17 protein-coding genes and 1 tRNA gene are annotated in these 22,197 nt (G+C 69.1%); 9 read left to right on the top strand and 9 right to left on the bottom strand.

Annotated features, from left to right (window positions below):
* Positions 1-42 precede the first annotated feature (42 nt).
* A complete protein-coding gene (locus tag ABZX40_RS17045) occupies positions 43-852 on the top strand; it encodes a GntR family transcriptional regulator (RefSeq protein WP_355739151.1) in 810 nt (269 codons plus the stop codon).
* A gap of 86 nt (positions 853-938) precedes the next feature.
* Here the strand turns inward: ABZX40_RS17045 and ABZX40_RS17040 are convergent.
* The 9 genes from ABZX40_RS17040 to dnaA form a co-directional block, all read right to left on the bottom strand.
* Positions 939-1,015 (bottom strand) — tRNA-Ile (locus ABZX40_RS17040).
* A gap of 119 nt (positions 1,016-1,134) precedes the next feature.
* Positions 1,135-1,881: a DUF3566 domain-containing protein gene (locus ABZX40_RS17035; RefSeq protein WP_355739293.1), complete on the bottom strand. Its 747-nt coding sequence runs from the start codon at positions 1,879-1,881 to the stop codon at positions 1,135-1,137.
* A gap of 426 nt (positions 1,882-2,307) precedes the next feature.
* Complete coding sequence (gene gyrA, locus ABZX40_RS17030; protein WP_355739149.1) at positions 2,308-4,989, bottom strand: DNA gyrase subunit A; 2,682 nt, start codon at positions 4,987-4,989, stop codon at positions 2,308-2,310.
* Positions 4,990-5,031: 42 nt separating this feature from the next.
* Positions 5,032-7,116, bottom strand: coding sequence for a DNA topoisomerase (ATP-hydrolyzing) subunit B (gene gyrB / locus ABZX40_RS17025; protein ID WP_355739146.1), 2,085 nt, complete (start codon positions 7,114-7,116; stop codon positions 5,032-5,034).
* A gap of 608 nt (positions 7,117-7,724) precedes the next feature.
* Entirely contained in the window at positions 7,725-8,252 is a 528-nt protein-coding gene (locus tag ABZX40_RS17020; protein ID WP_355739291.1) for a DciA family protein, read from the bottom strand.
* A gap of 374 nt (positions 8,253-8,626) precedes the next feature.
* A complete protein-coding gene (recF, locus tag ABZX40_RS17015) occupies positions 8,627-9,748 on the bottom strand; it encodes a DNA replication/repair protein RecF (RefSeq protein ID WP_355739143.1) in 1,122 nt (373 codons plus the stop codon).
* A gap of 112 nt (positions 9,749-9,860) precedes the next feature.
* Positions 9,861-10,772, bottom strand: a complete 912-nt coding sequence (gnd, locus tag ABZX40_RS17010) for a phosphogluconate dehydrogenase (NAD(+)-dependent, decarboxylating) (protein WP_355739140.1) — start codon at positions 10,770-10,772, stop codon at positions 9,861-9,863.
* 164 nt (positions 10,773-10,936) lie between these two features.
* Positions 10,937-12,067 carry a DNA polymerase III subunit beta gene (dnaN, locus tag ABZX40_RS17005; RefSeq protein ID WP_355739137.1) on the bottom strand — a complete coding sequence of 377 codons (1,131 nt, stop codon included), beginning with the start codon at positions 12,065-12,067 and terminating at the stop codon, positions 10,937-10,939.
* Positions 12,068-13,268: 1,201 nt separating this feature from the next.
* Entirely contained in the window at positions 13,269-15,341 is a 2,073-nt protein-coding gene (gene dnaA / locus ABZX40_RS17000) for a chromosomal replication initiator protein DnaA (protein WP_355739134.1), read from the bottom strand.
* Between the two features lie 402 nt (positions 15,342-15,743).
* Between dnaA and rpmH the strand changes: the two genes are divergently transcribed.
* The 8 genes from rpmH to ABZX40_RS16960 all read left to right on the top strand — a co-directional run bounded on the left by rpmH (position 15,744) and on the right by ABZX40_RS16960 (position 22,005).
* Positions 15,744-15,881 (top strand): 50S ribosomal protein L34, encoded by a 138-nt coding sequence (gene rpmH, locus ABZX40_RS16995; protein ID WP_003949374.1) that lies wholly within the window; start codon positions 15,744-15,746, stop codon positions 15,879-15,881.
* A 21-nt stretch (positions 15,882-15,902) separates the two neighbouring features.
* Entirely contained in the window at positions 15,903-16,274 is a 372-nt protein-coding gene (rnpA, locus tag ABZX40_RS16990; RefSeq protein ID WP_355739131.1) for a ribonuclease P protein component, read from the top strand.
* Positions 16,271-16,624: a membrane protein insertion efficiency factor YidD gene (yidD, locus tag ABZX40_RS16985; protein ID WP_355739128.1), complete on the top strand. Its 354-nt coding sequence runs from the start codon at positions 16,271-16,273 to the stop codon at positions 16,622-16,624. Before rnpA ends, yidD begins: the two co-directional genes overlap by 4 nt.
* A gap of 3 nt (positions 16,625-16,627) precedes the next feature.
* Positions 16,628-17,968, top strand: coding sequence for a membrane protein insertase YidC (yidC, locus tag ABZX40_RS16980; RefSeq protein WP_355739126.1), 1,341 nt, complete (start codon positions 16,628-16,630; stop codon positions 17,966-17,968).
* Positions 17,969-17,983: 15 nt separating this feature from the next.
* Entirely contained in the window at positions 17,984-18,493 is a 510-nt protein-coding gene (locus tag ABZX40_RS16975) for a R3H domain-containing nucleic acid-binding protein (RefSeq protein WP_355739123.1), read from the top strand.
* 165 nt (positions 18,494-18,658) lie between these two features.
* On the top strand, positions 18,659-19,375 hold the full coding sequence (rsmG, locus tag ABZX40_RS16970; RefSeq protein WP_355739120.1) for a 16S rRNA (guanine(527)-N(7))-methyltransferase RsmG: 717 nt from the start codon (positions 18,659-18,661) through the stop codon (positions 19,373-19,375).
* A 408-nt stretch (positions 19,376-19,783) separates the two neighbouring features.
* The gene (locus ABZX40_RS16965) at positions 19,784-20,857 is read left to right on the top strand and encodes a ParA family protein (protein WP_355739119.1); all 1,074 of its coding nucleotides are present in this window, start codon (positions 19,784-19,786) and stop codon (positions 20,855-20,857) included.
* Positions 20,854-22,005, top strand: a complete 1,152-nt coding sequence (locus tag ABZX40_RS16960; protein WP_355739116.1) for a ParB/RepB/Spo0J family partition protein — start codon at positions 20,854-20,856, stop codon at positions 22,003-22,005. The genes ABZX40_RS16965 and ABZX40_RS16960 overlap by 4 nt, the downstream gene beginning before the upstream one ends.
* The last annotated feature ends 192 nt before the right edge of the window (positions 22,006-22,197 follow it).

The raw sequence follows: 22,197 nt of genomic DNA, 5'->3' as shown, positions 1-22,197 counted from the left end.
ATCCCCGGCACCCCGTCCCCCGCCGTCGGTGATACTGGCGCAATGCCATCCCGACCCGCCCCGCCCCCCTCCGGCGCGCCCACGCCCCCCTCCGGCACGCTCGAACAACGGGTCACCGAACTGCTCACCTCGGAGATCCTGAATCTGCGGCTGAGTCCGGGCGAGCACATCGTCGCGGACACCCTCGCCGCCTCGCTCGGCGTCTCCCGGCTGCCGGTACGCGAGGCGCTGCGCAATCTCGCCGGGCGCGGTCTGGTGGAACTCCAGCCGCACCGGGGCGCGTTCATCCCCCGCCTCGGTGTCGAGCAGCTCGACGAGATCGTGGAGGTCTTCGAGGCGAGGGCGCGGCTGGAACCCTGGGCGGCCCAGCGGGCGGCCGAGTTCCACCACCCCGACCAGCTGGCCCGGCTGGACCACTCCCTGCGGCAGGGCTTCCAGGCGCTCGACCAGCACAACCGAGCGGCGGTGAACCGCGCCCACGGCCACTATCTGCGCACGCTGCTCGCCATGGCCCGTCACTCGGTGCTCGCGGAACTCCTGGAACCCCTCCAGTACCGCACCATGCTGGCCTTCGTCTCGATCGTCATCGTCGCCGAACCGGAGGGCTGGCACGCCCATCAGACCGTCCGCGACGCCATCGCCCGCCGGGATCCGGACGCGGCGGAATCGGCCATGCGCACCCACCTCACCGAGGTCATCACGGCACTCCGCACCCCCGACAACGTCATCCCGTCCCCCATAGACAGCTTCCGCAAGCGCACGGCCGGCACCCGCCGCACCCCCAGCAAGGGCCTGACCTCGATGCGCCTGACGGACCAGCCCCCCACCGGGCCGGAAGAAACCTCGGCCTGACCCAGCAACGCCACGGCCCGGCCCGACCACCCCGGCAACCGGCATGCAAAAGGCCCCCGATCCATCCGGACCGGGGGCCTTTTCGCTGGTGGGGCTAACAGGATTTGAACCTGTGGCCTCATCCTTATCAGGGATGCGCTCTAACCAACTGAGCTATAGCCCCGCCGCGCTCTGCGGTGTACGTCCCGCGCGCTGACCCCTGAAGATTAGCGCACGACCGGGGCAGTCCCAAAATCGATAGCCGCAGGGCACCCGGCACAGGTTTGAACGACGGGAATCCCGTCACTCGTCCTCCGCCAGCGTCAGCTCCACGCCCCCCACGAACCCCGCCGACAGGTTGTAGATGAACGCCCCCAGCGTCGCCAGCGCGGTCGCCAGGACGACGTCGATCACCGCGATGATCGTCGTGAACATCAGGACGTTGGGGAGGGACAGGAACGACTGGAGGTCGAAGCCGTTCGACTCGTTCGAGCCGGTCGCCTCCGAGATCGTGCCGCCGACCGTCGAGAAGACCCCCATCGCGTCCATGACCATCCACAGCACCGCCGAGGCGATGATCGTGCAGATGCCCAGGGCGATGGAGAGCAGGAAGCTGACCTTCATCACGGACCACGGGTCGGCCTTCGCCACCCGGAGCCGGGCCTTGCGCACCCGCGGTGTGGTGCGCGCCCCGGTCCGCGGCCGACGCACCCCGGCCCCGGCCCCGGTCTGCCCCTGGGCCGCGCCCTGCGGCTGCCCCTGGCCACCGCCCTGCGTCTGATACGCGGCGGGCGGGTGGTACGGCGTCTCCGCCTGCTGGGTCTGGCGCTCCCCCGGCAGGGGTGAGGCACCCTGCGCGGCGGGCTGCGCCCCGGCCTGTGCGGCGCCGGCCGCCGCGTACTGCTGGGTGCCTCGGGTGTCCGTCACAGTTCCCCCCTGGGATCCATGAGCCTGGGATCCATGTGTGGGGGATCCATGGGTGTCGGGCTTGTGCGCATCGGCCTTGGCCGACTTGATCGCTTGCAGATTGGTCGTGTGCGGATCAGTGATCTGCGGGTTCGCCTGCGGATTGGCCGCCTGCGCGTGGGGTGTCTGAGATGCCTGCGACCCCTGTGAGGACGCCCCCTGTGAGGACGCCTGCCCATACGTCACCTGCCGACCCCCCGTCGCCGGATACGCCACCGGCTGCCCATCCGCCGGAGCCGAAGGCACCGACGGAGCCACCGCCGAAACCGCCGAAGTCGGCGAAGCCGAAGAAGCCAAAGGACCCGACGGAGTAGAAGGCGCAGAAGGCCCAGCAGAAACCGACGGAGTCGAAGACACCCCCACCGATCTCACCACCCCCGCCGACTCCGTGGTCCGCGCGGCGGAGCCACGACCGCCGCCGCCCTGTGTCGCGCCGGTCGAGTTACCGGCCGGGATACCGGCCGACGACCCGGCGCCCGTGGCTCCGCTCACGCTGACTCACTCCTCGTGCTACTCGGCCGAGGGCGTGTCACCCTCGTCCGTGCCGGTGGTCCCGGCACCCTCGGCGGATTCGCCGACGGTACCGCTCGGGGCGGCACCCGCCACGGACTCGTCGCCGTCGGTGCCGTGTGCGACGGCACCCTCCGCGGACTCGTCGACGGCCGCGCCGCCGTCGACCTCCTCCGCCTCGCGTCCCGCCTCGGCGTTGCGTGCGATACCGACCACGGCATCGCGCTTGCCCAGATTGATCAGTTGGACGCCCATGGTGTCACGGCCGGTCTCCCTTACCCCGCTGACTCGCGTACGAATCACACCGCCCGAGAGTGTGATGGCGAGGATCTCGTCACTCTCCTCGACCACCAGCGCGCCCACGAGCGAGCCACGGTCCTCCACGATCTTGGCGGCCTTGATGCCGAGGCCGCCGCGGCCCTGGACGCGGTACTCGTCGACGGGGGTCCGCTTGGCGTACCCACCGTCAGTGGCAGTGAACACGAACGTACCGGGTCGAACAACATTCATCGAGAGCAGCTCGTCGCCCTCGCGGAAACTCATGCCCTTGACACCCGAGGTCGCACGGCCCATGGGGCGCAGGGACTCGTCCGTCGCGGTGAACCTGATCGACTGGGCCTTCTTGCTGATCAGAAGGAGATCGTCGTCGGACGATACGAGTTCGGCTCCGATCAGTTCGTCATCGGATCCGTCCTCCCGTTCGCGCAGATTGATCGCGATGACCCCGCCGGAGCGCGGCGAGTCGTAATCCTTCAGAGATGTCTTCTTGACCAGACCGGCCTTGGTCGCGAGGACCAGATAGGGCGCGGCGTCGTAGTCGCGGATGGCGAGGATCTCGGCGATGGCCTCGTCCGGCTGGAAGGCGAGCAGGTTGGCGACATGCTGGCCCCGCGCGTCCCGGCCGGCGTCCGGCAGTTCGTACGCCTTGGCGCGGTAGACCCGGCCCTTGTTGGTGAAGAAGAGCAGCCAGTGGTGGGTGGTGGAGACGAAGAAGTGGTCGACGATGTCGTCTTCCTTGAGCTTCGTTCCCCGGACGCCCTTGCCGCCGCGCTTCTGGGCGCGGTAGTCGTCCGTCTTGGTCCGCTTGACGTAACCGCCGCGCGAGACGGTGACGACGATGTCCTCCTCGGCGATGAGGTCCTCGATGGACATGTCACCGTCGTAGGGGATCAGCTGGGTCTTGCGGTCGTCGCCGTACTTCTCGACGATCGCGGCCAGCTCCTCGCTGACGATGCCGCGCTGGCGGACCGGCGAGGCGAGGATCGCGTTGTACTCGGTGATCTTCGCCTGGAGCTCGTCGTGCTCCTGGACGATCTTCTGGCGCTCCAGGGCGGCGAGGCGGCGGAGCTGCATCTCCAGGATGGCGTTGGCCTGGATCTCGTCGATCTCCAGGAGGTCCATCAGGCCGGTGCGGGCGATCTCGACCGTGTCGCTGGCCCGGATCAGGGCGATGACCTCGTCGATCGCGTCCAGCGCCTTGAGCAGGCCGCGCAGGATGTGCGCCCGCTCCTCGGCCTTGCGCAGCCGGAACTTCGTCCGGCGGACGATGACCTCGATCTGGTGGGTCACCCAGTGCCGGATGAAGGCGTCCAGCGAGAGCGTGCGCGGTACGCCGTCGACCAGCGCCAGCATGTTCGCGCCGAAGTTGCTCTGGAGGTCGGTGTGCTTGTAGAGGTTGTTGAGGACGACCTTGGCGACGGCGTCCCGCTTCAGCACGATGACCAGGCGCTGGCCGGTGCGCGAGGAGGTCTCGTCGCGGACGTCGGCGATCCCGCCGACCTTGCCGTCCTTCACCAGGTCGGCAATCTTCTGGGCGAGATTGTCCGGGTTGGTCTGATAGGGCAGCTCGGTGACCACCAGGCACTGGCGGTTCTGGATCTCCTCGACCTCGACCACCGCGCGCATGGTGATGGAGCCGCGGCCGGTGCGGTACGCCTCCTCGATGCCCTTGCGGCCCACCACCAGGGCGCCGGTCGGGAAGTCGGGGCCCTTGATCCGCTCGACCAGGGCGTCCAGCAGCTCCTCGTGGCTCGCCTCGGGGTTCTCCAGGTACCACTGGGCGCCGGCCGCGACCTCGCGCAGATTGTGCGGCGGGATGTTGGTGGCCATACCGACCGCGATGCCCGCCGAGCCGTTGATCAGCAGGTTCGGGAAGCGGGCGGGCAGGACGGTGGGCTCCTGGGAGCGGCCGTCGTAGTTGTCCGTGAAGTCGACGGTCTCCTCGTCGATGTCGCGGACCATCTCCATCGACAGCGGCGCCATCTTGCACTCGGTGTAGCGCATGGCGGCGGCCGGGTCGTTGCCCGGGGAGCCGAAGTTGCCGTTGGAGTCGACCAGGGGCATCCGCATCGCCCAGGGCTGGGCCAGCCGGACCAGGGCGTCGTAGATGGAGGAGTCGCCGTGGGGGTGGTAGTTGCCCATGACGTCGCCGACCACGCGGGCGCACTTGTAGAAGCCGCGCTCGGGGCGGTAACCGCCGTCGTACATCGCGTACAGCACCCGGCGGTGAACGGGCTTGAGGCCGTCCCGGACGTCGGGGAGGGCGCGCGAGACGATGACGGACATCGCGTAGTCGAGATACGAGCGCTGCATCTCCGTTTCGAGCCCGACGGGCTCGACGCGCAGGGTCAGGCCCTCGGGTTCGGGCGTCACGGGCGTGACAGGGGTGTTCTCGTCGGCCATAGCTGGTGAGGATCCTTCCTGGTGCGGTCAGCTGAGACCGACTCAGATGTCGAGGAAGCGGACGTCCTTGGCGTTGCGCTGGATGAACTGGCGGCGGGCCTCCACGTCCTCGCCCATCAGGACCGAGAACAGCTCGTCGGCCTGGGCGGCGTCGTCCAGGGTGACCTGGCCGAGGACGCGGTGCTCCTGGTCCATGGTGGTGATGCGCAGCTCCTCGGCGTTCATCTCGCCGAGGCCCTTGAAGCGCTGGATGGAGTCCTCGCGGATCCGCTTGCCGCGCTGGCGGCCCATCTCCAGGAGCGCGTCGCGCTCACGGTCGGAGTAGGCGTACTCGACGTCCTCCCGGCCCCACTTGATCTTGTAGAGCGGGGGGCGGGACAGGAAGACATGCCCGGCCTCGACCAGCGGGCGCATGAAGCGGAACAGGAACGTCAGCAGCAGGGTGTTGATGTGCTGGCCGTCGACATCGGCGTCCGCCATCAGGATGATCTTGTGATAGCGGAGCTTCTCGATGTCGAAGTCCTCGTGCACCCCGGTGCCGAAGGCGGAGATGAGGGCCTGGATCTCCTGGTTCTGGAGGATCTTGTCGATCCGGGCCTTCTCGACATTGAGGATCTTGCCGCGGATCGGGAGGATCGCCTGGACCTCGGGGTTGCGGCCGGACTTGGCCGAGCCGCCGGCGGAGTCGCCCTCGACGATGAAGATCTCGCACTTGGTGGGGTCGTTCGACTGGCAGTCGGACAGCTTGCCCGGCAGCGAGGCGCTCTCCAGCAGGCCCTTGCGGCGGGTCAGATCGCGCGCCTTGCGGGCCGCCACGCGCGCGGTGGCCGCCTGGATGCCCTTGCGGACGATGTCGGCGGCCTCGTTGGGGTTGCGGTCCAGCCAGTCGGTGAGGTGCTCGTAGACCGCCTTCTGGACGAAGGTCTTGGCCTCGGTGTTGCCCAGCTTGGTCTTGGTCTGGCCCTCGAACTGGGGTTCGCTCAGCTTGACCGAGATGATCGCCGTGAGGCCCTCGCGGATGTCGTCGCCCGTGAGGTTGTCGTCCTTCTCGCGGAGCAGCTTCTTGTCGCGCGCGTACTTGTTGATCAGGTTGGTCAGCGCCGCGCGGAAGCCCTCCTCGTGGGTACCGCCCTCCTGCGTGTGGATGATGTTGGCGAAGGAGTAGACGCCCTCGCTGTAGCCGCTGTTCCACTGCATGGCGACTTCGAGGGAGAGGGCCTTGTCCTTGTCCTCCGCCTCCAGGTCGATGATGGTGGGGTGGACCACCTCGCCCTTGCGCGAGTTGAGGTACTTCACGAAGTCGACGATGCCGCCCTCGTAGTGGTAGGTGACGGTCTTGGCCTCGGCCTTGGCGTCGCCGCCCGCCTCGTCCGCCCCGGTCACGGCCTTCGCCGACTCGCGCTCGTCGGTGAGCCTGATGGTCAGGCCCTTGTTGAGGAAGGCCATCTCCTGGAAGCGCCGCGAGAGCGTCTCGAAGGAGTACTCGGTGGTCTCGAAGATGTCCGCGTCCGCCCAGAACGTGACCGACGTGCCCGTCTCCTCGATGGCCTCGTGCTGGGCCAGCGGGGCCGTGGGGACGCCCATCTTGTAGTCCTGCGTCCAGCGGTGGCCGTCGGTGCGCACCTCGACGGCGACCTTCGACGACAGGGCGTTGACCACGGACACGCCCACGCCGTGCAGACCGCCGGAGACCGCGTAGCCGCCCCCGCCGAACTTGCCGCCCGCGTGCAGCACGGTGAGCACGACCTCCAGGGCCGGCTTGCCCTCGGAGGGGACGATGCCGACCGGGATACCGCGGCCGTTGTCCACGACGCGCACGCCGCCGTCCGGGAGGACCGTGACGTCGATGGTGTCCGCGTGGCCGGCCAGCGCCTCGTCGACCGAGTTGTCGACGACCTCGTAGACCAGGTGGTGCAGCCCTCGCTCACCGGTCGAGCCGATGTACATGCCGGGGCGCTTGCGGACCGCGTCCAGCCCTTCCAGGACGGTGATCGCATTGGCGTCGTACGAGGCGGTGACCTCACCCTTCGCGGCGCCGGCCGGGTCGGTCGCGCCTGCCTCGGTGGACGGGATGTTCTCGTTGGGGTTGCCGGAATCGGCCACGAAGCGCCCTTTCTGGCACAGCACGAGCCAGGCTCGTCGGCAGGTTGCCGGAGCGGCTGCGGCATGTTGCGTTGGTAAGCCTTGATCAGCGTTGCTCAGCTTTTCCCGGGCGGTCCCCACGATTGGGGCGGGATTACCTCCCAGTCTACCGGTAGCACTGACACTGATGGGCGTTTGCCGGTACCTGAGTCCGCATGTGCCGCCCTGAACCATGCTCTTCCGGGTCCCGATATGCGGAAGGGGGCTCCAAGAGGCTCACGGAGCCACTCAGCGCTTCCGGATGTCAACCCTTCGCTACTCCGGGGTCAGGTCGAAATTCGCAACTGTGTGCGCTTGAAGAAGGGGGTTGTGGGCGATTCGTACGACATTCGGTCCACAGCCTGTGGATAACCGCCCGCGTGAGCGCGGCACAGGAGCCGCGCGGGGGCGGTGCGCGGGTCGTACGGGGGCGGCAGGCGTGACCTGACTCTCAGATCATCTCCGCGCGGGGCGGGCCGCCGACGATCACCGTCAGGGCTCTGTGAGGTCGCTCACTCCGGGCCGCCGCGCCCATGATCAGGCGCCCGGCGGGCCCGTCGGGCGCACCGGAGCCGTCGCCGGGGCCCACTCCCCTGCCCCGCGTACCCGGTCGCTCACCCGTAGGTGTCGCCGGGCCCGGTGCTCCCGGGGGCGCGCAGGGGCCCGTACCGGCGCGCGGGACCGCCCGGGTTGAGCACCTTGATCATCCGTACGGTGCCGTGCCCCAGGTCCTGATTGAGCCGGGCGACCAGCGCGGGCGCGAGATGGCGCAGCTGGGTCGCCCAGGCCGTGGAGTCGCACTGCACGACCAGCACCCGCTCGTCCTCGTCGTAGCGCTGCGGCACACAGTGCTTGGCCAGGTCGTCCCCGACGATCTCCGGCCAGCGGCCCACCACCCCGCCGACCGCGGCCGGCGTCTCCCAGCCGCGCTCGGTGATCAGCCGGTTGATGGCCGCGCCCAGCGCCATGGGATCGCGCCCGTCGGCGCGCGCGCCGGAGCGCAGCCCACCGCCCCGGCGCGCCTGCTTCTTCTGCTGCGCCGCGTCCCCCCGCGCGCGGGCCGCCTCTTTCGCCGCACGCAGCGCCACGCGCGCGAGATCGACCCCGGAGGGGCCGGGCGGGTCGGTCCGGGGGGTGGCGATCCCTCCGGTGCCGGACCGCGAGGCCCCACCGGGTTCGGACCGCGAGCCCCGGGTGCGGCCGGGCGGCGGGGGGACGGGGTCGGCCTGCGCGGGCGAGGGCCGGGGTGAGCCGGGGGGGCTTGGGGGGCTGGGTTGCGGAGGGGAAGGAGGAGAAGGCCATACTCCGGGGCGCGAAGCCCCTGCTGCCCCAGGGTGCGCTCCCGGAACCGGGGACGCAGCCCCCGGTCCGGGCCGGGAAACCCCTGGCCCGGAGCGCGCCGCTGATCCGGGGCCGGCGTGCGGCCCTGGCACGGAGGACGAAGCCCCTGCTCCAGTGCGCGAAACCCCTGACCCGGAGTGCTGCGAAGAAGCGTTGGGCAAAGATCCGTCGCCGCTCATACCCGCTCCACCGCCCCCTCGGCCACCCGGTACCTCGCCCCGGCCAGCACATGCGGTACGTCGTCGTCGACCGCGGCCGTGACCAGGACCTGTTCGCCCGGCGCCACCAGTTCGGCGAGCCGCTCCCGGCGGCGGGTGTCCAGTTCGGCGAAGACATCGTCCAGGATCAGCACCGGCTCATTGCCCTCGGCCCGCAGCAGATCGTACGAGGCCAGACGCAGCGCCAGCGCGTAGGACCAGGACTCGCCGTGCGAGGCGTAGCCCTTGGCGGGCAGCTCGCCCAGCTTGAGGTTCAGATCGTCGCGATGCGGTCCGACCAGGGTGACGCCCCGCTCGATCTCCTGCTTGCGGACCTCGGTGAGCGCCGCGGTGAGCTGCTCGTACAGCGCTTCGCGGGTGTGTGCCTCGCCCGGCGCGGACGGCTTGTAGTCCAGGGCCAGCGGCCCGCCGCCGGGCGCGAGCTGCTCGTACGCCTTGTCGGCCAGCGGCAGGAGGGCGGCGATCAGATCGAGCCGCTGGGCGAGCAGTTCGGCACCCGCGCGCGCGAGGTGCTGGTCCCAGACGTCGAGCGTGGACAGATCCATCGACCGCCCGCCGTGCCGCCGCGCGAGGGCCGCCGACTTCAGCAGGGTGTTGCGCTGCTTGAGGACCCGGTCGTAGTCGGCGCGGACGCCCGCCATCCGCGGTGAGCGCGCGGTGATCAGCTCGTCCAGGAACCGCCGCCGCTCCCCGGGATCCCCCTTGACCAGCGCGAGATCCTCCGGAGCGAACAGCACAGTCCGTACGATCCCCAGCACATCACGCGGTCTGACCTGCGAGGATCTATTGATCCGGGCGCGGTTGGCCCGCCCGGGGTTCAGCTCCAGCTCGATCAGCTGCTGCCGCTCGCCCTGGCGGACCTGGGCGCGGACGACGGCCCGCTCGGCGCCCATCCGGACCAGCGGGGCGTCCGAGGAGACCCGGTGGCTGCCGAGGGTGGCGAGATAGCCGATGGCCTCCACCAGATTCGTCTTGCCCTGCCCATTGGGACCGACGAAGGCGGTGACGCCCGGATCGAGCGGAACCTCGACCCGGGCGTACGAGCGGAAGTCGGCGAGCGACAGATGCGTGACGTGCATGGTGGTGCGCCGACCTCCCCCGAGGCTGTGGATCAGTGGTGCTGTATGTGGATCTCTATACCTGTATGTACTTCTGTGTACTTCCGTGTACCTATAGGTATCTCTGTCCTGGTTACTTCTTCTCGACCGCGTGGCCGCCGAACTGGTTGCGCAGCGCGGCGATCATCTTCATCTGCGGCGAGTCCTCCTGGCGGGAGGAGAACCGCGCGAACAGCGAGGCGGTGATCGCCGGAAGCGGCACCGCGTGGTCGATGGCGGCCTCCACCGTCCACCGGCCCTCGCCGGAGTCCTGGGCGTAGCCGCGCAGCTCGGCCAGGTGCTCGTCCTCGTCGAGCGCGTTGACCGCGAGGTCGAGCAGCCAGGACCGGATCACCGTGCCCTCCTGCCAGGACCGGAAGACCTCCCGGACGTCGGTCACGGAGTCGGCCTTCTCCAGCAGCTCCCAGCCCTCGGCGTAGGCCTGCATCATGGCGTACTCGATGCCGTTGTGGACCATCTTGGCGAAGTGGCCCGCGCCGACCTTGCCCGCGTGCACCGCGCCGAAGTCGCCCTCCGGCTTGAGCGCGTCGAAGACCGGCCGCACCCGGGCGACATGCTCCGCCGCGCCGCCGTACATCAGCGCGTAGCCGTTCTCCAGGCCCCAGACGCCGCCGGAGACGCCGCAGTCGACGAAGCCTATGCCTTCGGCGGCCAGCTCGGCGGCGTGCTTCTCGTCGTCCGTCCAGCGGGAGTTGCCGCCGTCCACGACGATGTCGCCGGGCTCCAGCAGCTTGGCGAGTTCGTCGATGGTCGACTGGGTGGCGGCCCCGGCCGGGACCATCACCCAGACCACCCGCGGGGCCTGGAGCGTGTCCACAAGCTCCTTGAGGCTGTGGACATCGGCGAGGTCCGGATTGCGGTCGTATCCGACGACGGTGTGGCCCGCGCGGCGGATCCGCTCGCGCATGTTGCCGCCCATCTTGCCGAGGCCGATGAGACCGAGCTCCATCAAGTGATCCTTAGGTTGCGATGTGGCAGGAGGCACTCTCGTACCGGCGAGTACCTGTGAGGCACTTTCGTACCTGCGTCCGAGCCTAAACCCGGACGCTTATCCACATCTGTGGGCATAGCCGCTCAAACGTATGCCCCGCCGTGCGCCGGTCCGACCTGCCGACCTGTCGAGCGGCCCGCCGGACCGGCTGAGCCGACTCAGCCGCTGAGCCGCACCGGCATGATCAGGTACTTGTACGCCTCGTCCGCCTCGGCGTCGAGCGCGGGCTTGCCGCTGAGCAGGGCCGGCTTGGTGGACGTGGTGAACGACAGCTGGGCCACCGGGGAGTCGATCGCGCTCAGTCCGTCCAGCAGGAAGGTCGGGTTGAAGGCGATCGAGATGTCGTCGCCCTCCAGCTGGGCGTCGACTCTCTCCACAGCCTGTGCGTCGTCGCTGGAACCGGCCTCCAGGATCAGCACGCCCTGCTCGAAGCTCAGCCGCACCGGGGTGTTGCGCTCGGCGACCAGCGCCACGCGCTTGACGGCCTCCACGAACGGCGGGGTCTCGATCACCGCGATGGAGTTGAACTCGGTCGGGAACAGCGTGCGGTACTTCGGGAGGTCGCCCTCCAGCAGCCGGGTCGTCGTACGGCGGCCCGCGCCCTCGAAGCCGATCAGGCCCTCACCGGCGCCCGAGCTGGACAGCGCGAGCGTCACGCTGTCGCCGCTGGTCAGCGCCTTGGCGGTGTCCAGGAGCGTCTTGGCGGGCACCAGGGCGACCGCGGACGCCTCCGGGTTCTCCGGCTTCCACAGGAACTCACGGACCGCGAAGCGGTAGCGGTCGGTGGAGGCCAGGGTGACCCGGTCGCCCTCGATCTCGATCCGCACACCGGTCAGCACCGGCAGTGTGTCGTCCCGCCCCGCCGCGATGGCCACCTGGGAGGCGGCCGAGGCGAAGACCTCACCGGGGACCGTGCCGGTCGCCGAGGGCATCTGCGGCAGCGACGGGTACTCCTCGACGGGGAGGGTGTGCAGGGTGAAGCGGGAGGAGCCGCAGACCACCGTCGCCCGTACACCGTCTGTGGAGATCTCCACCGGGCGGTTGGGGAGCGCGCGGCAGATGTCGGCGAGCAGCCGCCCGGAGACCAGGACCGTGCCCTCCTCCTCGACCTCGGTCTCGACGGAGACCCGCGCGGAGACCTCGTAGTCGAAGCTGGACAGGCTCAGCTGGCCGTCCTCGGCCTTCAGCAGCAGGCCCGCGAGGACAGGCGCCGGCGGACGGGCCGGGAGGCTGCGCGCCGCCCAGGCCACTGCCTCCGCGAGGACATCGCGTTCCACCCGGATCTTCACTGTTGCCGCCTCCTGCTGTTGCCGGCCTGCTCGCCCTGCCTGGCCTGTCTGTCTGTCGCGGTGTCATCGGTCCCTGTGACGGGAAGGACGCCGGGGAACAGTCTGACGCACACCACTGACAGTAGGTGCCTCTCGGGGTCAAGTCGTGACGAGGGGCGGTCGGGCTGCCGAGGGCGAGTTGTGCACAGGCCCCGCTTCGAAACGGATTCCCAGCTCTCTCTAGTTGGGAGTAGTAGTAGGGCCTGTGGATACCGTGGATAACCTTGTTTTCCCAGCTCAGGCCGGAAATTTTGTCCACGGGGCCTGTGGGTGGAGGCGGTGGACAACCCGGGTCCGCTGTGGAGAACGGAAAGTTCTGCACACCCCGTGCACAGGGAGAGGCGACTTCTCCCCAGAACCGTCCCCAGCTTTACCCGCCTTTCCCACAGGCCAACCCGGCACCTTTGTGTGACGCCTTTCACTCGACCCGGTGATCAGGCGCGTCGCGTTGCCGAACAGTGGACAGAGGTGTGGAGAAGCCGCCGATCATTGGGGACAACGGCCCTCAGCCTGTGGGTTGCCGGTGGACAACTTTGTGCACAGGGTGTGGACCGCGATCTTGTCCACAGCCTGTGGAGATCGTTTGTCCACGAATCCACAGGGGGTTGACCTGGTCTGATGGTCTTTCAACAGACCGCGCTGTGGACGGGATCTGGACAACTCGGCAGTCCCCAGGATGTGGACGGCAGAAAGTCACCGAATCTGTGGAGAGCGGCCGTAACCCGGCCCGGATTCGAACACCGGGTGGCGGCGGGGCGACGAAGCGCGCTCCTCGGCGAGCGGCTACGGCAGCTGATGGCAGCGCAGGGCAGGGGCAGTAGGGGGGCAGCTGGGGCAGCTGGGGCGGGTGGGGCGGGTGAGGCGGGTGAGGAGGCGCGAGGGCGCTGTGAGGCGGGCCGCCTGGCCGCCGGGCATGCCCTTGGGCACCCTCTTCGGCACCCGCTCACGGAGAAGGCCGATGGAGGCCGGAGAAGGCCGCAGCGCCGGACGCGCCGGACGCTGTCAGAGAGCAGGGGCCAGGTGCCAGGAGGCATGGGAGCAGGAGGCCTGGGACCAGGGGCCAGGCCGTGGGATGAGGCAGGAAGACGCTGGCGGCCGTCAGAGCGCAGGCCGCAGCAGAAGCGGGAAAACGCCGGACGGCGTACCCGTTGCCCCGAGGCCCTCAGCCGTTCTTGATGCGGTTGGTCAGCTCCGTGACCTGGTTGTAGATCGAGCGCCGCTCGGCCATCAGATTGCGGATCTTGCGGTCCGCGTGCATCACGGTCGTATGGTCCCGGCCGCCGAACAGCGCGCCGATCTTCGGCAGCGACAGATCCGTCAGCTCACGGCAGAGGTACATGGCGATCTGCCGCGCGGTGACCAGCGCGCGCCCGCGCGAGGTGCCGCACAGGTCCTCCACCGTCAGCCCGAAGTAGTCCGCGGTGGCGCTCATGATGGCCGTGGAGGTGATCTCGGGCGCCGAGTCCTCGCCGCCGGGGATCAGGTCCTTGAGGACGATCTCGGTGAGGCCCAGGTCCACCGGCTGCCGGTTGAGCGAGGCGAACGCCGTGACCCGGATCAGCGCGCCCTCCAGCTCGCGGATGTTGCGCGAGATCCGGGAGGCGATGAACTCCAGCACCTCCGGCGGCGCGCTCAGCTGGTCCTGGACCGCCTTCTTGCGCAGGATCGCGATCCGGGTCTCCAGCTCGGGCGGCTGGACATCGGTGATCAGACCCCACTCGAAACGGTTCCGCAGCCGGTCCTCCAGGGTGACGAGCTGCCGGGGCGGCCGGTCGGAGGAGAGCACGATCTGCTTGTTGGCGTTGTGGAGGGTGTTGAAGGTGTGGAAGAACTCCTCCTGCGTCGACTCCTTGTCCGCGAGGAACTGGATGTCGTCGACCAGCAGGATGTCCATCTCCCGGTACCGCTTGCGGAAGCTGTCGCCCTTGCCGTCGCGGATGGAGTTGATGAACTCGTTGGTGAACTCCTCCGAGCTGACGTACCGCACCCGGGTACCCGGGTAGAGGCTGCGCGCGTAGTGCCCGATCGCGTGCAGCAGATGCGTCTTGCCGAGCCCCGACTCCCCATAGATGAACAGCGGGTTGTACGCCTTCGCGGGTGCCTCGGCGACCGCCACGGCAGCCGCGTGCGCGAACCGGTTGGAGGCGCCGATGACGAAGGTGTCGAAGAGGTACTTCGGATTCAGCCGCGCGGTCGGCTCACCCGGCCCGGCGGCCGGCGCGGGCTGCGCGGCGAGTGGGCCGGAGGCGGCACCGGAGGACGGCAGCCCCGGACCACCGCGGTGGCCACCAGGCCCGCCGGGGCCCCCGGGCCCACCGGGCGACTCCGGGAGATCGCGCCGACCGTCGCGCTGGTCGTAGCCGCCGCGTCCGGGTTCGTACTCGGAGCGTGACGGGTCGTAGTCGCCGCGCTGCTGCTCGTAGGGCGGGCGCTCGCGGTCGTAGCCGCCGCGCTCCGGCTGGCCGTACGCCGGGCGGTCGCGGTTCTGGCCCCGGTAGTCCTGCCCGCCACCGTAGGAGTCGTGGGAGGCGTACGGGTCGCGGTCGGGGAAGCCGAGGCGCTGCTGCTGCCAGCCGTAGTCGTCCTGCGCGGGCGGGCGGGGCCAGGCGCCGGGCTGGGGGCGCTGGTACTCGGAGGGGTAGGCGGGGCGGGCCGTCGGGAGCTGGTCGCCGGGGGCGCCGGGGTGCTGCTGGTCCTGGCGGTGCTGCGGGTCCTGCCGGTGCTGCTGGTCCTGGCGCGGGCGGCCGTAGCCCTCGTAGTCGGCGTCCCGCGCGGGGCCGTCGTACGAAGCGCCCTCGTAGGAGCCGCCTTCGTAGGGAGCGCCCTCATAAGGGCCGCTCTCGCGGGGTGTCTCCTTATATGTGTCGCCGCCGTACGGCTCCTGGTAGGGGCCGCCGTCGTAGGGCGCGGACGGCAGTTCGGGCTCCTCGTACCGCTGGGGCGTGGGCGGGGGCTCGCCCGCCGAGTCGTCCACGGTGATCGCGATCCGGATCGGGCGCCCGCACTCCCGGCTCAGGGTCTCGCTGACGATCGGCGCGAGACGGCCTTCCAGTACGCCCTTCGCGAATTCGTTCGGTACGGCGAGCAGGGCGGTGTCCGCGACCAGCGCCAGCGGCTGGCAGCGGCGGATCCAGCGCTCGTCCTTGGATTCGACGCCCTGACCGCGGCCCTCTCCGAGAAGCTGATCGAGTACTCGTGGCCACACCGCGGCAAGATCGGCAGGTACGTCAGCCACAGGGCACGCTCTCTCATGGGTCCCACGAACGTGTGGTTCGCGGAGGGGTCGGCAATCCGACGGGGCGGGTGGTGCCGGGCGGGGTGATCCCGCGCGGGCAGGGGTCAGGGGAACGGATCGGAGTCCAGTCACGGTAGTCAGGGCGACCCGTGCGGTTCAAGTTGTTGTCCCCAGGCTGTGGACAGTGTCTCCCAATGGCCGCTGGTTTGACCGGATGGCGTAGCCGCGCGTACCGTAACCAGGTCGAGTTGTCGATGGCTGCTGCCGCCTGCCTCCGATGGGCACAGGTCACGTCAGGTGAACGGAAAGCGGTGCACTCGGGCGTAACGCGAGCTACTCGTGGGCGCACGGTGACAGCCAGGACGGCACCGCCGAACCCCGATTTCTTTCTGGAGCCCCCGAGTGAGCAAGCGCACCTTCCAGCCGAACAACCGTCGTCGCGCGAAGACCCACGGCTTCCGGCTGCGTATGCGCACCCGTGCCGGCCGCGCGATTCTCGCGTCCCGCCGTGGCAAGGGTCGCGCCCGTCTGTCCGCCTGATCCCGGTCAGGTCATGACATCGTGCTGCCCACCGAGAACCGGCTGAGGCGGCGCGAGGACTTCGCGACCGCGGTACGACGAGGCCGCCGGGCAGGCCGCCCGACGCTTGTCGTCCACCTTCGTAGCGGTTCCACGGACCCGCACGCGCCTGGGGAGAGCGCTCCTCCGGTGCGTGCGGGTTTCGTCGTGAGCAAGGCTGTGGGGGGTGCGGTCGTACGCAACGCTGTCAAGCGCAGGCTGCGTCACCTCCTGCGCGACAGAGTCGCCCTGTTGCCCCCCGGTAGCCTGGTAGTGGTACGAGCGCTGCCCGGTGCGGGTGACGCCGACCATGCACAGCTGGCCCGAGACCTGGATGCCGCCCTGGAGCGGCTGCTGGGAGGGGGCGCGCGATGAAGTACCCGCTGCTGGCACTGATCAAGCTGTACCAGTGGACCATCAGTCCGTTGCTCGGGCCGGTGTGCAAGTACTACCCGTCGTGTTCCCACTACGGCTACACGGCCATCGACCGGCACGGTGCGATCAAGGGCACGGCACTGACCGCCTGGCGGATCCTCCGGTGCAATCCGTGGTCACTGGGCGGCGTGGACTACGTCCCGCCGCGCAGGCGGCCACGGTGGCACGAGATGCTGCGCAACGCATGGCGCGCACGCAAGGGCGGGTCCTCCGCCGCCGAACCGGCCACCGAAGAGACCTCTGCTTCGAGCCCGGCCGCAGAGACCTCGTCCCATGCCCAAGGAGCATGATTAGTGGACACGATTGCCAGCTTCTTCAGCTTCATCACCACACCCGTCTCGTGGGTCATCGTCCAGTTCCACTCGCTGTACGGGGCGATCTTCGGCCCCGACACGGGCTGGGCCTGGGGCCTGTCCATCGTGTCCCTGGTGATCCTTATCCGCATCTGTCTGATCCCGCTCTTCGTGAAGCAGATCAAGGCGACCCGGGCGATGCAGACGCTCCAGCCCGAGATGAAGAAGATCCAGGAGCGCTACAAGAACGACAAGCAGCGTCAGTCCGAAGAGATGATGAAGCTGTACAAGGAGACGGGCACCAACCCGCTCTCCTCGTGCCTTCCCATCCTGGCGCAGTCACCGTTCTTCTTCGCCCTGTACCACGTGCTGAACAGCATCGCCAATAACGACACCGTCGGTGTGATCAACGAGCGGCTGCTGGCCAGCGCCCAGAAGGCGCACATCTTCGGTGCCCCGCTGGCGTCGAAGTTCACCGACGGTGCCGCCGAGGTCTCGGCGCTCGGTTCCACGATCCTCGACGTGCGGATCGTCACCGCCATCATGATCGTGCTGATGTCGCTGTCGCAGTTCTACACACAGCGCCAGCTGATGACCAAGAACGTCGACACCTCGGTGAAGACGCCGTTCATGCAGCAGCAGAAGATGCTGATGTATGTCTTCCCGGTGATCTTCGCGGTCTTCGGCATCAACTTCCCGGTCGGTGTCCTCGTCTACTGGCTGACCACCAACATGTGGACCATGGGCCAGCAGATGTATGTCATCCACAACAACCCGACGCCGGGTTCCAAGGCCCAGGCCGCTTATCTGGACCGTCTCCACAAGCACGTCACGCACCACGGCAAGACCCGCAGCCGGCGGGAGCGGGCCATCGTGAAGGCGATCGTCGCCAAGGGCCGCGACCGCAACGATCACGAGCGGAAGTTCGTCACGGGTCTGAGCAAGGCCGGCCTCGCCGCCCAGCCGGACGGCACCGTGATCAAGAGCGACAACGCCGTCACCGTCGAGCACGAGGACGGTACGACGACCACCACCGCGGCGGCGACCCCGAGGCGCCAGCAGCCCAAGCGGCAGTCGAAGTCGCAGCGTCAGCACGGTGGGGCCAAGCCCGCGGGCGGTGAGGAGAAGGACTCCTCGCCCTCGCTCATCAAGTCCGACGAACCCGCCGACGCCAAGCCGGGCGGATCTGGTTCTGGCTCCGGTTCCGGTTCCGGTGCCAAGCAGGGCGGTGGCGGTGGGAAGCAGGCGGCCAAGTCCGGCAATGGCTCCTCGCGCAGCCGGGCCCAGTCCGGGCAGCGCAAGGGTGGCCCTCAGCGGCCCAAGTCCCCGACCAAGAAGTAAGAAGGAGTCCATCCCGTGACGGAAGGCACCACCTCCGCCGCTGCCGAGGGTGCAGACACCCTGACCCGCCTGGAGCAGGAGGGCGAGATCGCGGCGGACTACCTGGAAGGTCTGCTGGACATCGCCGATCTCGACGGCGACATCGACATGGATGTCGAGGGCGACCGAGCCTCTGTCTCGATCATCAGCGACAGCGGCCGTGATCTGAACAAGCTCGTCGGCCATGAGGGCGAGGTGCTGGAGGCGCTCCAGGAGCTGACCCGCCTGGCCGTCCACCGGGAGACCGGGGACCGCAGTCGGCTGATGCTGGACATCGGCGGCTACCGGGCCAAGAAGCGGGCCGAGCTGGCCGAGCTGGGCGCCAAGGCCGCGGCCGAGGTCAAGAGCAGCGGTGGCCCGGTGAAGCTCCAGCCGATGACACCGTTCGAGCGCAAGGTCGTGCACGACGCGGTGAAGGCCGCGGGGCTGCGCAGCGAGTCCGAGGGCGAGGAGCCGCAGCGGTTCGTCGTCGTACTGCCCGCCTGAGCGGTTCTCCGTTCCACGGCCCCGTCTGTAGCGCAGACGGGGCCGAACTTTGTCAGCCTGGACCTGACCAGCCTGCACCCTGACGGCTGACGGTCCCCCGGTACATCCCTCAGCCCTGATGGTCGGCGCCCGGCGTGTCGACGGCGGTATGGAAGGACGGTCCCCGTGACGGAGGCAGCGGAGCTTCCCCCGGCGCCCGAGGAGGCGCGGGCGGTGTTTGGCGAGCGCTTCACGGACGCGGTCCGATACGCGGAGCTGCTCGCCGAGGCGGGTGTGCAGCGCGGTCTGATCGGCCCCCGTGAGGTGCCCCGGCTGTGGGCACGACATCTGCTGAACTGCGCGGTGCTCTCCGAGGTCGTCCCGGAGGGCGTCACGGTCTGCGATGTGGGCTCCGGGGCCGGGCTGCCGGGCATTCCCCTGGCCCTGGTCCGAGAGGACCTCAAGATCACCCTGCTGGAGCCGCTGCTGCGCCGCACCAACTTCCTCACCGAGGTCGTGGAGCTGCTGGGCCTGGACCATGTGACCGTGGTGCGCGGGCGGGCCGAGGAGGTCATGGGCACGCTGCCGCCGGTCCATGTGGTGACGGCTCGCGCGGTCGCCCCGCTGGACCGTCTGGCCACCTGGGGCATCCCGCTGCTGCGGCCCTACGGCGAGATGCTCGCCCTCAAGGGCGACACCGCCGAGGAGGAGCTGAAGGCGGCGTCCACCGCCCTCACCAAGCTGGGCGCGGTGGAGATGTCGATCCTGCATGTGGGTGAGGGTGTGGTCGATCCCCAGTCCACGGTGGTGCGGGTCGAGGTCGGCGAGAGTCCGGGCGGCGTACGGTTCGCGGCCAAGCGGGCGAAGGCGGCCCGTACGGGACGGGCTCGGCGACGGCGCTGAGAGTGATCATCCTCACGTGTGCTGAAGGTGATCATCTCCATGTGCGCCGAAGGTGATCATCTTCACGTGCCGAGGGGCGCTCGAAACGGATACAGCCGATGAATCACCCCGAGGGGTGCCGTACTCCACACAAGCTGCCAAACCTCGGTAAGCCGGAGTGTCGCGACAGTTCGGCCTGCGGCGCTGTGCATCGTGTTTCACGTGAAACGTCGCTCACTGCTGCACGGCATCATCAGTCGGGGCCGCGCCGCGGCCGAACCGCGCGACCGTAAGCCCCTCGGAGCCCTGCGAGACACGACCAACTCCGCCAAGGAGAGCGGTCGGTCCCTCCGAAGGGTCATGGAGTTGTCCACAGAGGTGGATTTCTCCACAGAAGAACGGGCCTCACTGGTTCACCACCCTGAAGGCATGGGAGGCTCTGTTCATTGCGAGCCTGAAGTCGAGGAGAGTGAATCCTTGCGGTCCGACGCCAACATCGCGGGACCGATGACCGATCCGGTCCCCGGTCCCCGTACCGAATCGACGGGGGAGGATGTTTCACGTGAAACACCGCCTCCGATGGACGACACTCCCATCGGTCGTGCTGCCCAGTTGGCAGTAGAGGCGCTGGGCCGCGCAGGCGAGGGCCTTCCACGTCCTGAGCAGACCCGCATCATCGTGGTCGCCAACCAGAAGGGCGGGGTGGGCAAGACGACGACAACCGTCAACCTCGCCGCCTCACTGGCCCTGCACGGCGGCCGGGTCCTGGTGGTCGACCTCGACCCTCAGGGCAATGCGTCCACGGCCCTGGGGATCGACCATCACGCCGAAGTCCCCTCCATCTACGACGTGTTGGTGGAGAGCAAGCCGCTCGCGGAAGTCGTCCAGCCGGTCCCCGATGTCGAGGGCCTCTTCTGTGCACCCGCCACGATCGATCTCGCCGGTGCGGAGATCGAGCTGGTGTCCCTGGTGGCACGAGAGAGCCGCCTCCAGCGGGCGATCCAGGCATACGAGCAGCCGCTGGACTATGTCCTGATCGACTGCCCGCCCTCCCTCGGCCTGCTGACGGTCAACGCACTCGTCGCCGGCCAGGAGGTCCTCATCCCGATCCAGTGCGAGTACTACGCGCTGGAGGGCCTGGGCCAACTGCTGCGCAATGTCGACCTGGTGCGGGGGCACCTCAACCCCGCCCTGCATGTCTCGACGATCCTGCTCACCATGTACGACGGCCGGACGCGACTGGCGTCCCAGGTCGCGGACGAGGTGCGCACCCACTTCGGTGAGGAGGTGCTACGGACCAGCATTCCGCGCTCGGTCCGTATCTCCGAGGCACCGAGCTATGGGCAGACGGTGCTGACCTACGATCCCGGATCGAGCGGCGCCCTCTCCTATCTTGAGGCAGCCCGAGAAGTCGCGCTGAGGGGTGTGGGCGTCTCCTACGACGCCACCCACGCCCATATCGGCGCCCAGAGTGACCCGAGCAAGGTGGAGGGGATCCAGTGAGCGATCGACGGAGGGGCTTGGGCCGAGGACTGGGTGCGCTGATCCCCGCTGCCCCGACCGAGAGGACCCCGGCACCGACCGGGGCGGGGGGCCCCGCATCCACGTCCCCCACGGCCGTACCGATGCTGAACGACCGGGGTGTGGCCGCGGCGAAGGTGGCGACCCTGCCGCCTGTTTCACGTGAAACAGAGGAGCGGGAGCCGTCGGTCTTCGGGGGCGGCAGTGGGGTCGGGATCGGGGGCGGGGGCTCTCAGCTTCCGGCGCCGCCGCTTGGTGCGCACTTCGCTGAGATCCCGCTCGACGCGATCTCCCCGAACCCCCGGCAGCCCCGTGACTACTTCGACGAGGACGCTCTCCAGGAGCTGGTCACCTCCATCAAGGAGGTGGGGCTCCTCCAGCCCGTCGTGGTCCGCCAGGTGGGTCCTGCCCGCTATGAGCTGATCATGGGTGAGCGGCGGCTGCGGGCCTGCCGTGAGGCCGAGCTGGAGGCGATCCCGGCGATCGTCCGGGCCACCGACGACGAGAAGCTGCTCCTGGACGCGCTGCTGGAGAACCTCCACCGCGCGCAGCTGAACCCGATCGAAGAGGCGGCTGCCTACGACCAGCTCCTCAAGGACTTCAACTGCACCCATGATCAGCTGGCCGACCGGATCGGCCGGTCCCGGCCGCAGGTCTCCAACACCCTGCGACTGCTGAGGCTCTCGCCGAAGGTCCAGAGCCGGGTCGCGGCGGGGGTGCTCTCCGCCGGACACGCTCGGGCGCTGCTCTCCGTGGACGACCCGGAGGAGCAGGAGCGGCTCGCCTACCGGGTGGTGGCCGAGGGCCTGTCCGTCCGGTCCGTCGAGGAGATCGTGACCCTGATGGGGTCGCGTCCGCAGAAGTCCCAGCGGGGCAAGGGACCGCGGGCCGGTGCCCGGGTCTCGCCCGCCCTGAATGACCTCGCCACGCGCCTCTCGGACCGCTTCGAGACCCGGGTGAAGGTCGAGCTGGGGCAGAAGAAGGGCAAGATCACCGTGGAGTTCGCCTCCCCGGACGATCTGGAACGCATCCTCAGCACCTTCGCCCCCGGCGAGCGGCTGCTGCTCCAGAAGAGCCTGCTGGAGAACGACGACGATGGCGACGGTGACGACGAGGCCGTGACGGACTGAGCCGTGCACCGGCCGGGTCGGGCACCCCCTGCCCGGCCGACCGGCGCGGGGCCCGAACGCACCGGAAGCGGATCGTGCGGACGGTGGGTCCGGGCAGGTGGGGAGCGGGTGGTGTCCGGTGTGTACCGGGACGCGACCCGCTCTTTGCTTTCTGGCGGTATCAGCGGAATCGCATCGTGGATACCATGCGGA

The sequence above is a fragment of the Streptomyces sp. NPDC004610 genome (genome assembly GCF_040609715.1).
Lineage (GTDB): Bacteria > Actinomycetota > Actinomycetes > Streptomycetales > Streptomycetaceae > Streptomyces.
The sequence above is the reverse complement of the archived record's forward strand: the minus strand, read 5'-3'. Positions and strand labels throughout refer to the sequence as shown.

Coding starts and splice junctions, on each gene's coding strand:
- ABZX40_RS17045 (WP_355739151.1), top strand. CDS start 43: ATGCCATCCCGACCCGCCCCGCCCCCCTCCGGCGCGCCCACGCCCCCC.
- gyrA (WP_355739149.1), bottom strand. CDS start 4,989: ATGGCCGACGAGAACACCCCTGTCACGCCCGTGACGCCCGAACCCGAG.
- recF (WP_355739143.1), bottom strand. CDS start 9,748: ATGCACGTCACGCATCTGTCGCTCGCCGACTTCCGCTCGTACGCCCGG.
- yidD (WP_355739128.1), top strand. CDS start 16,271: ATGAAGTACCCGCTGCTGGCACTGATCAAGCTGTACCAGTGGACCATC.
- ABZX40_RS16965 (WP_355739119.1), top strand. CDS start 19,784: ATGGGAGGCTCTGTTCATTGCGAGCCTGAAGTCGAGGAGAGTGAATCC.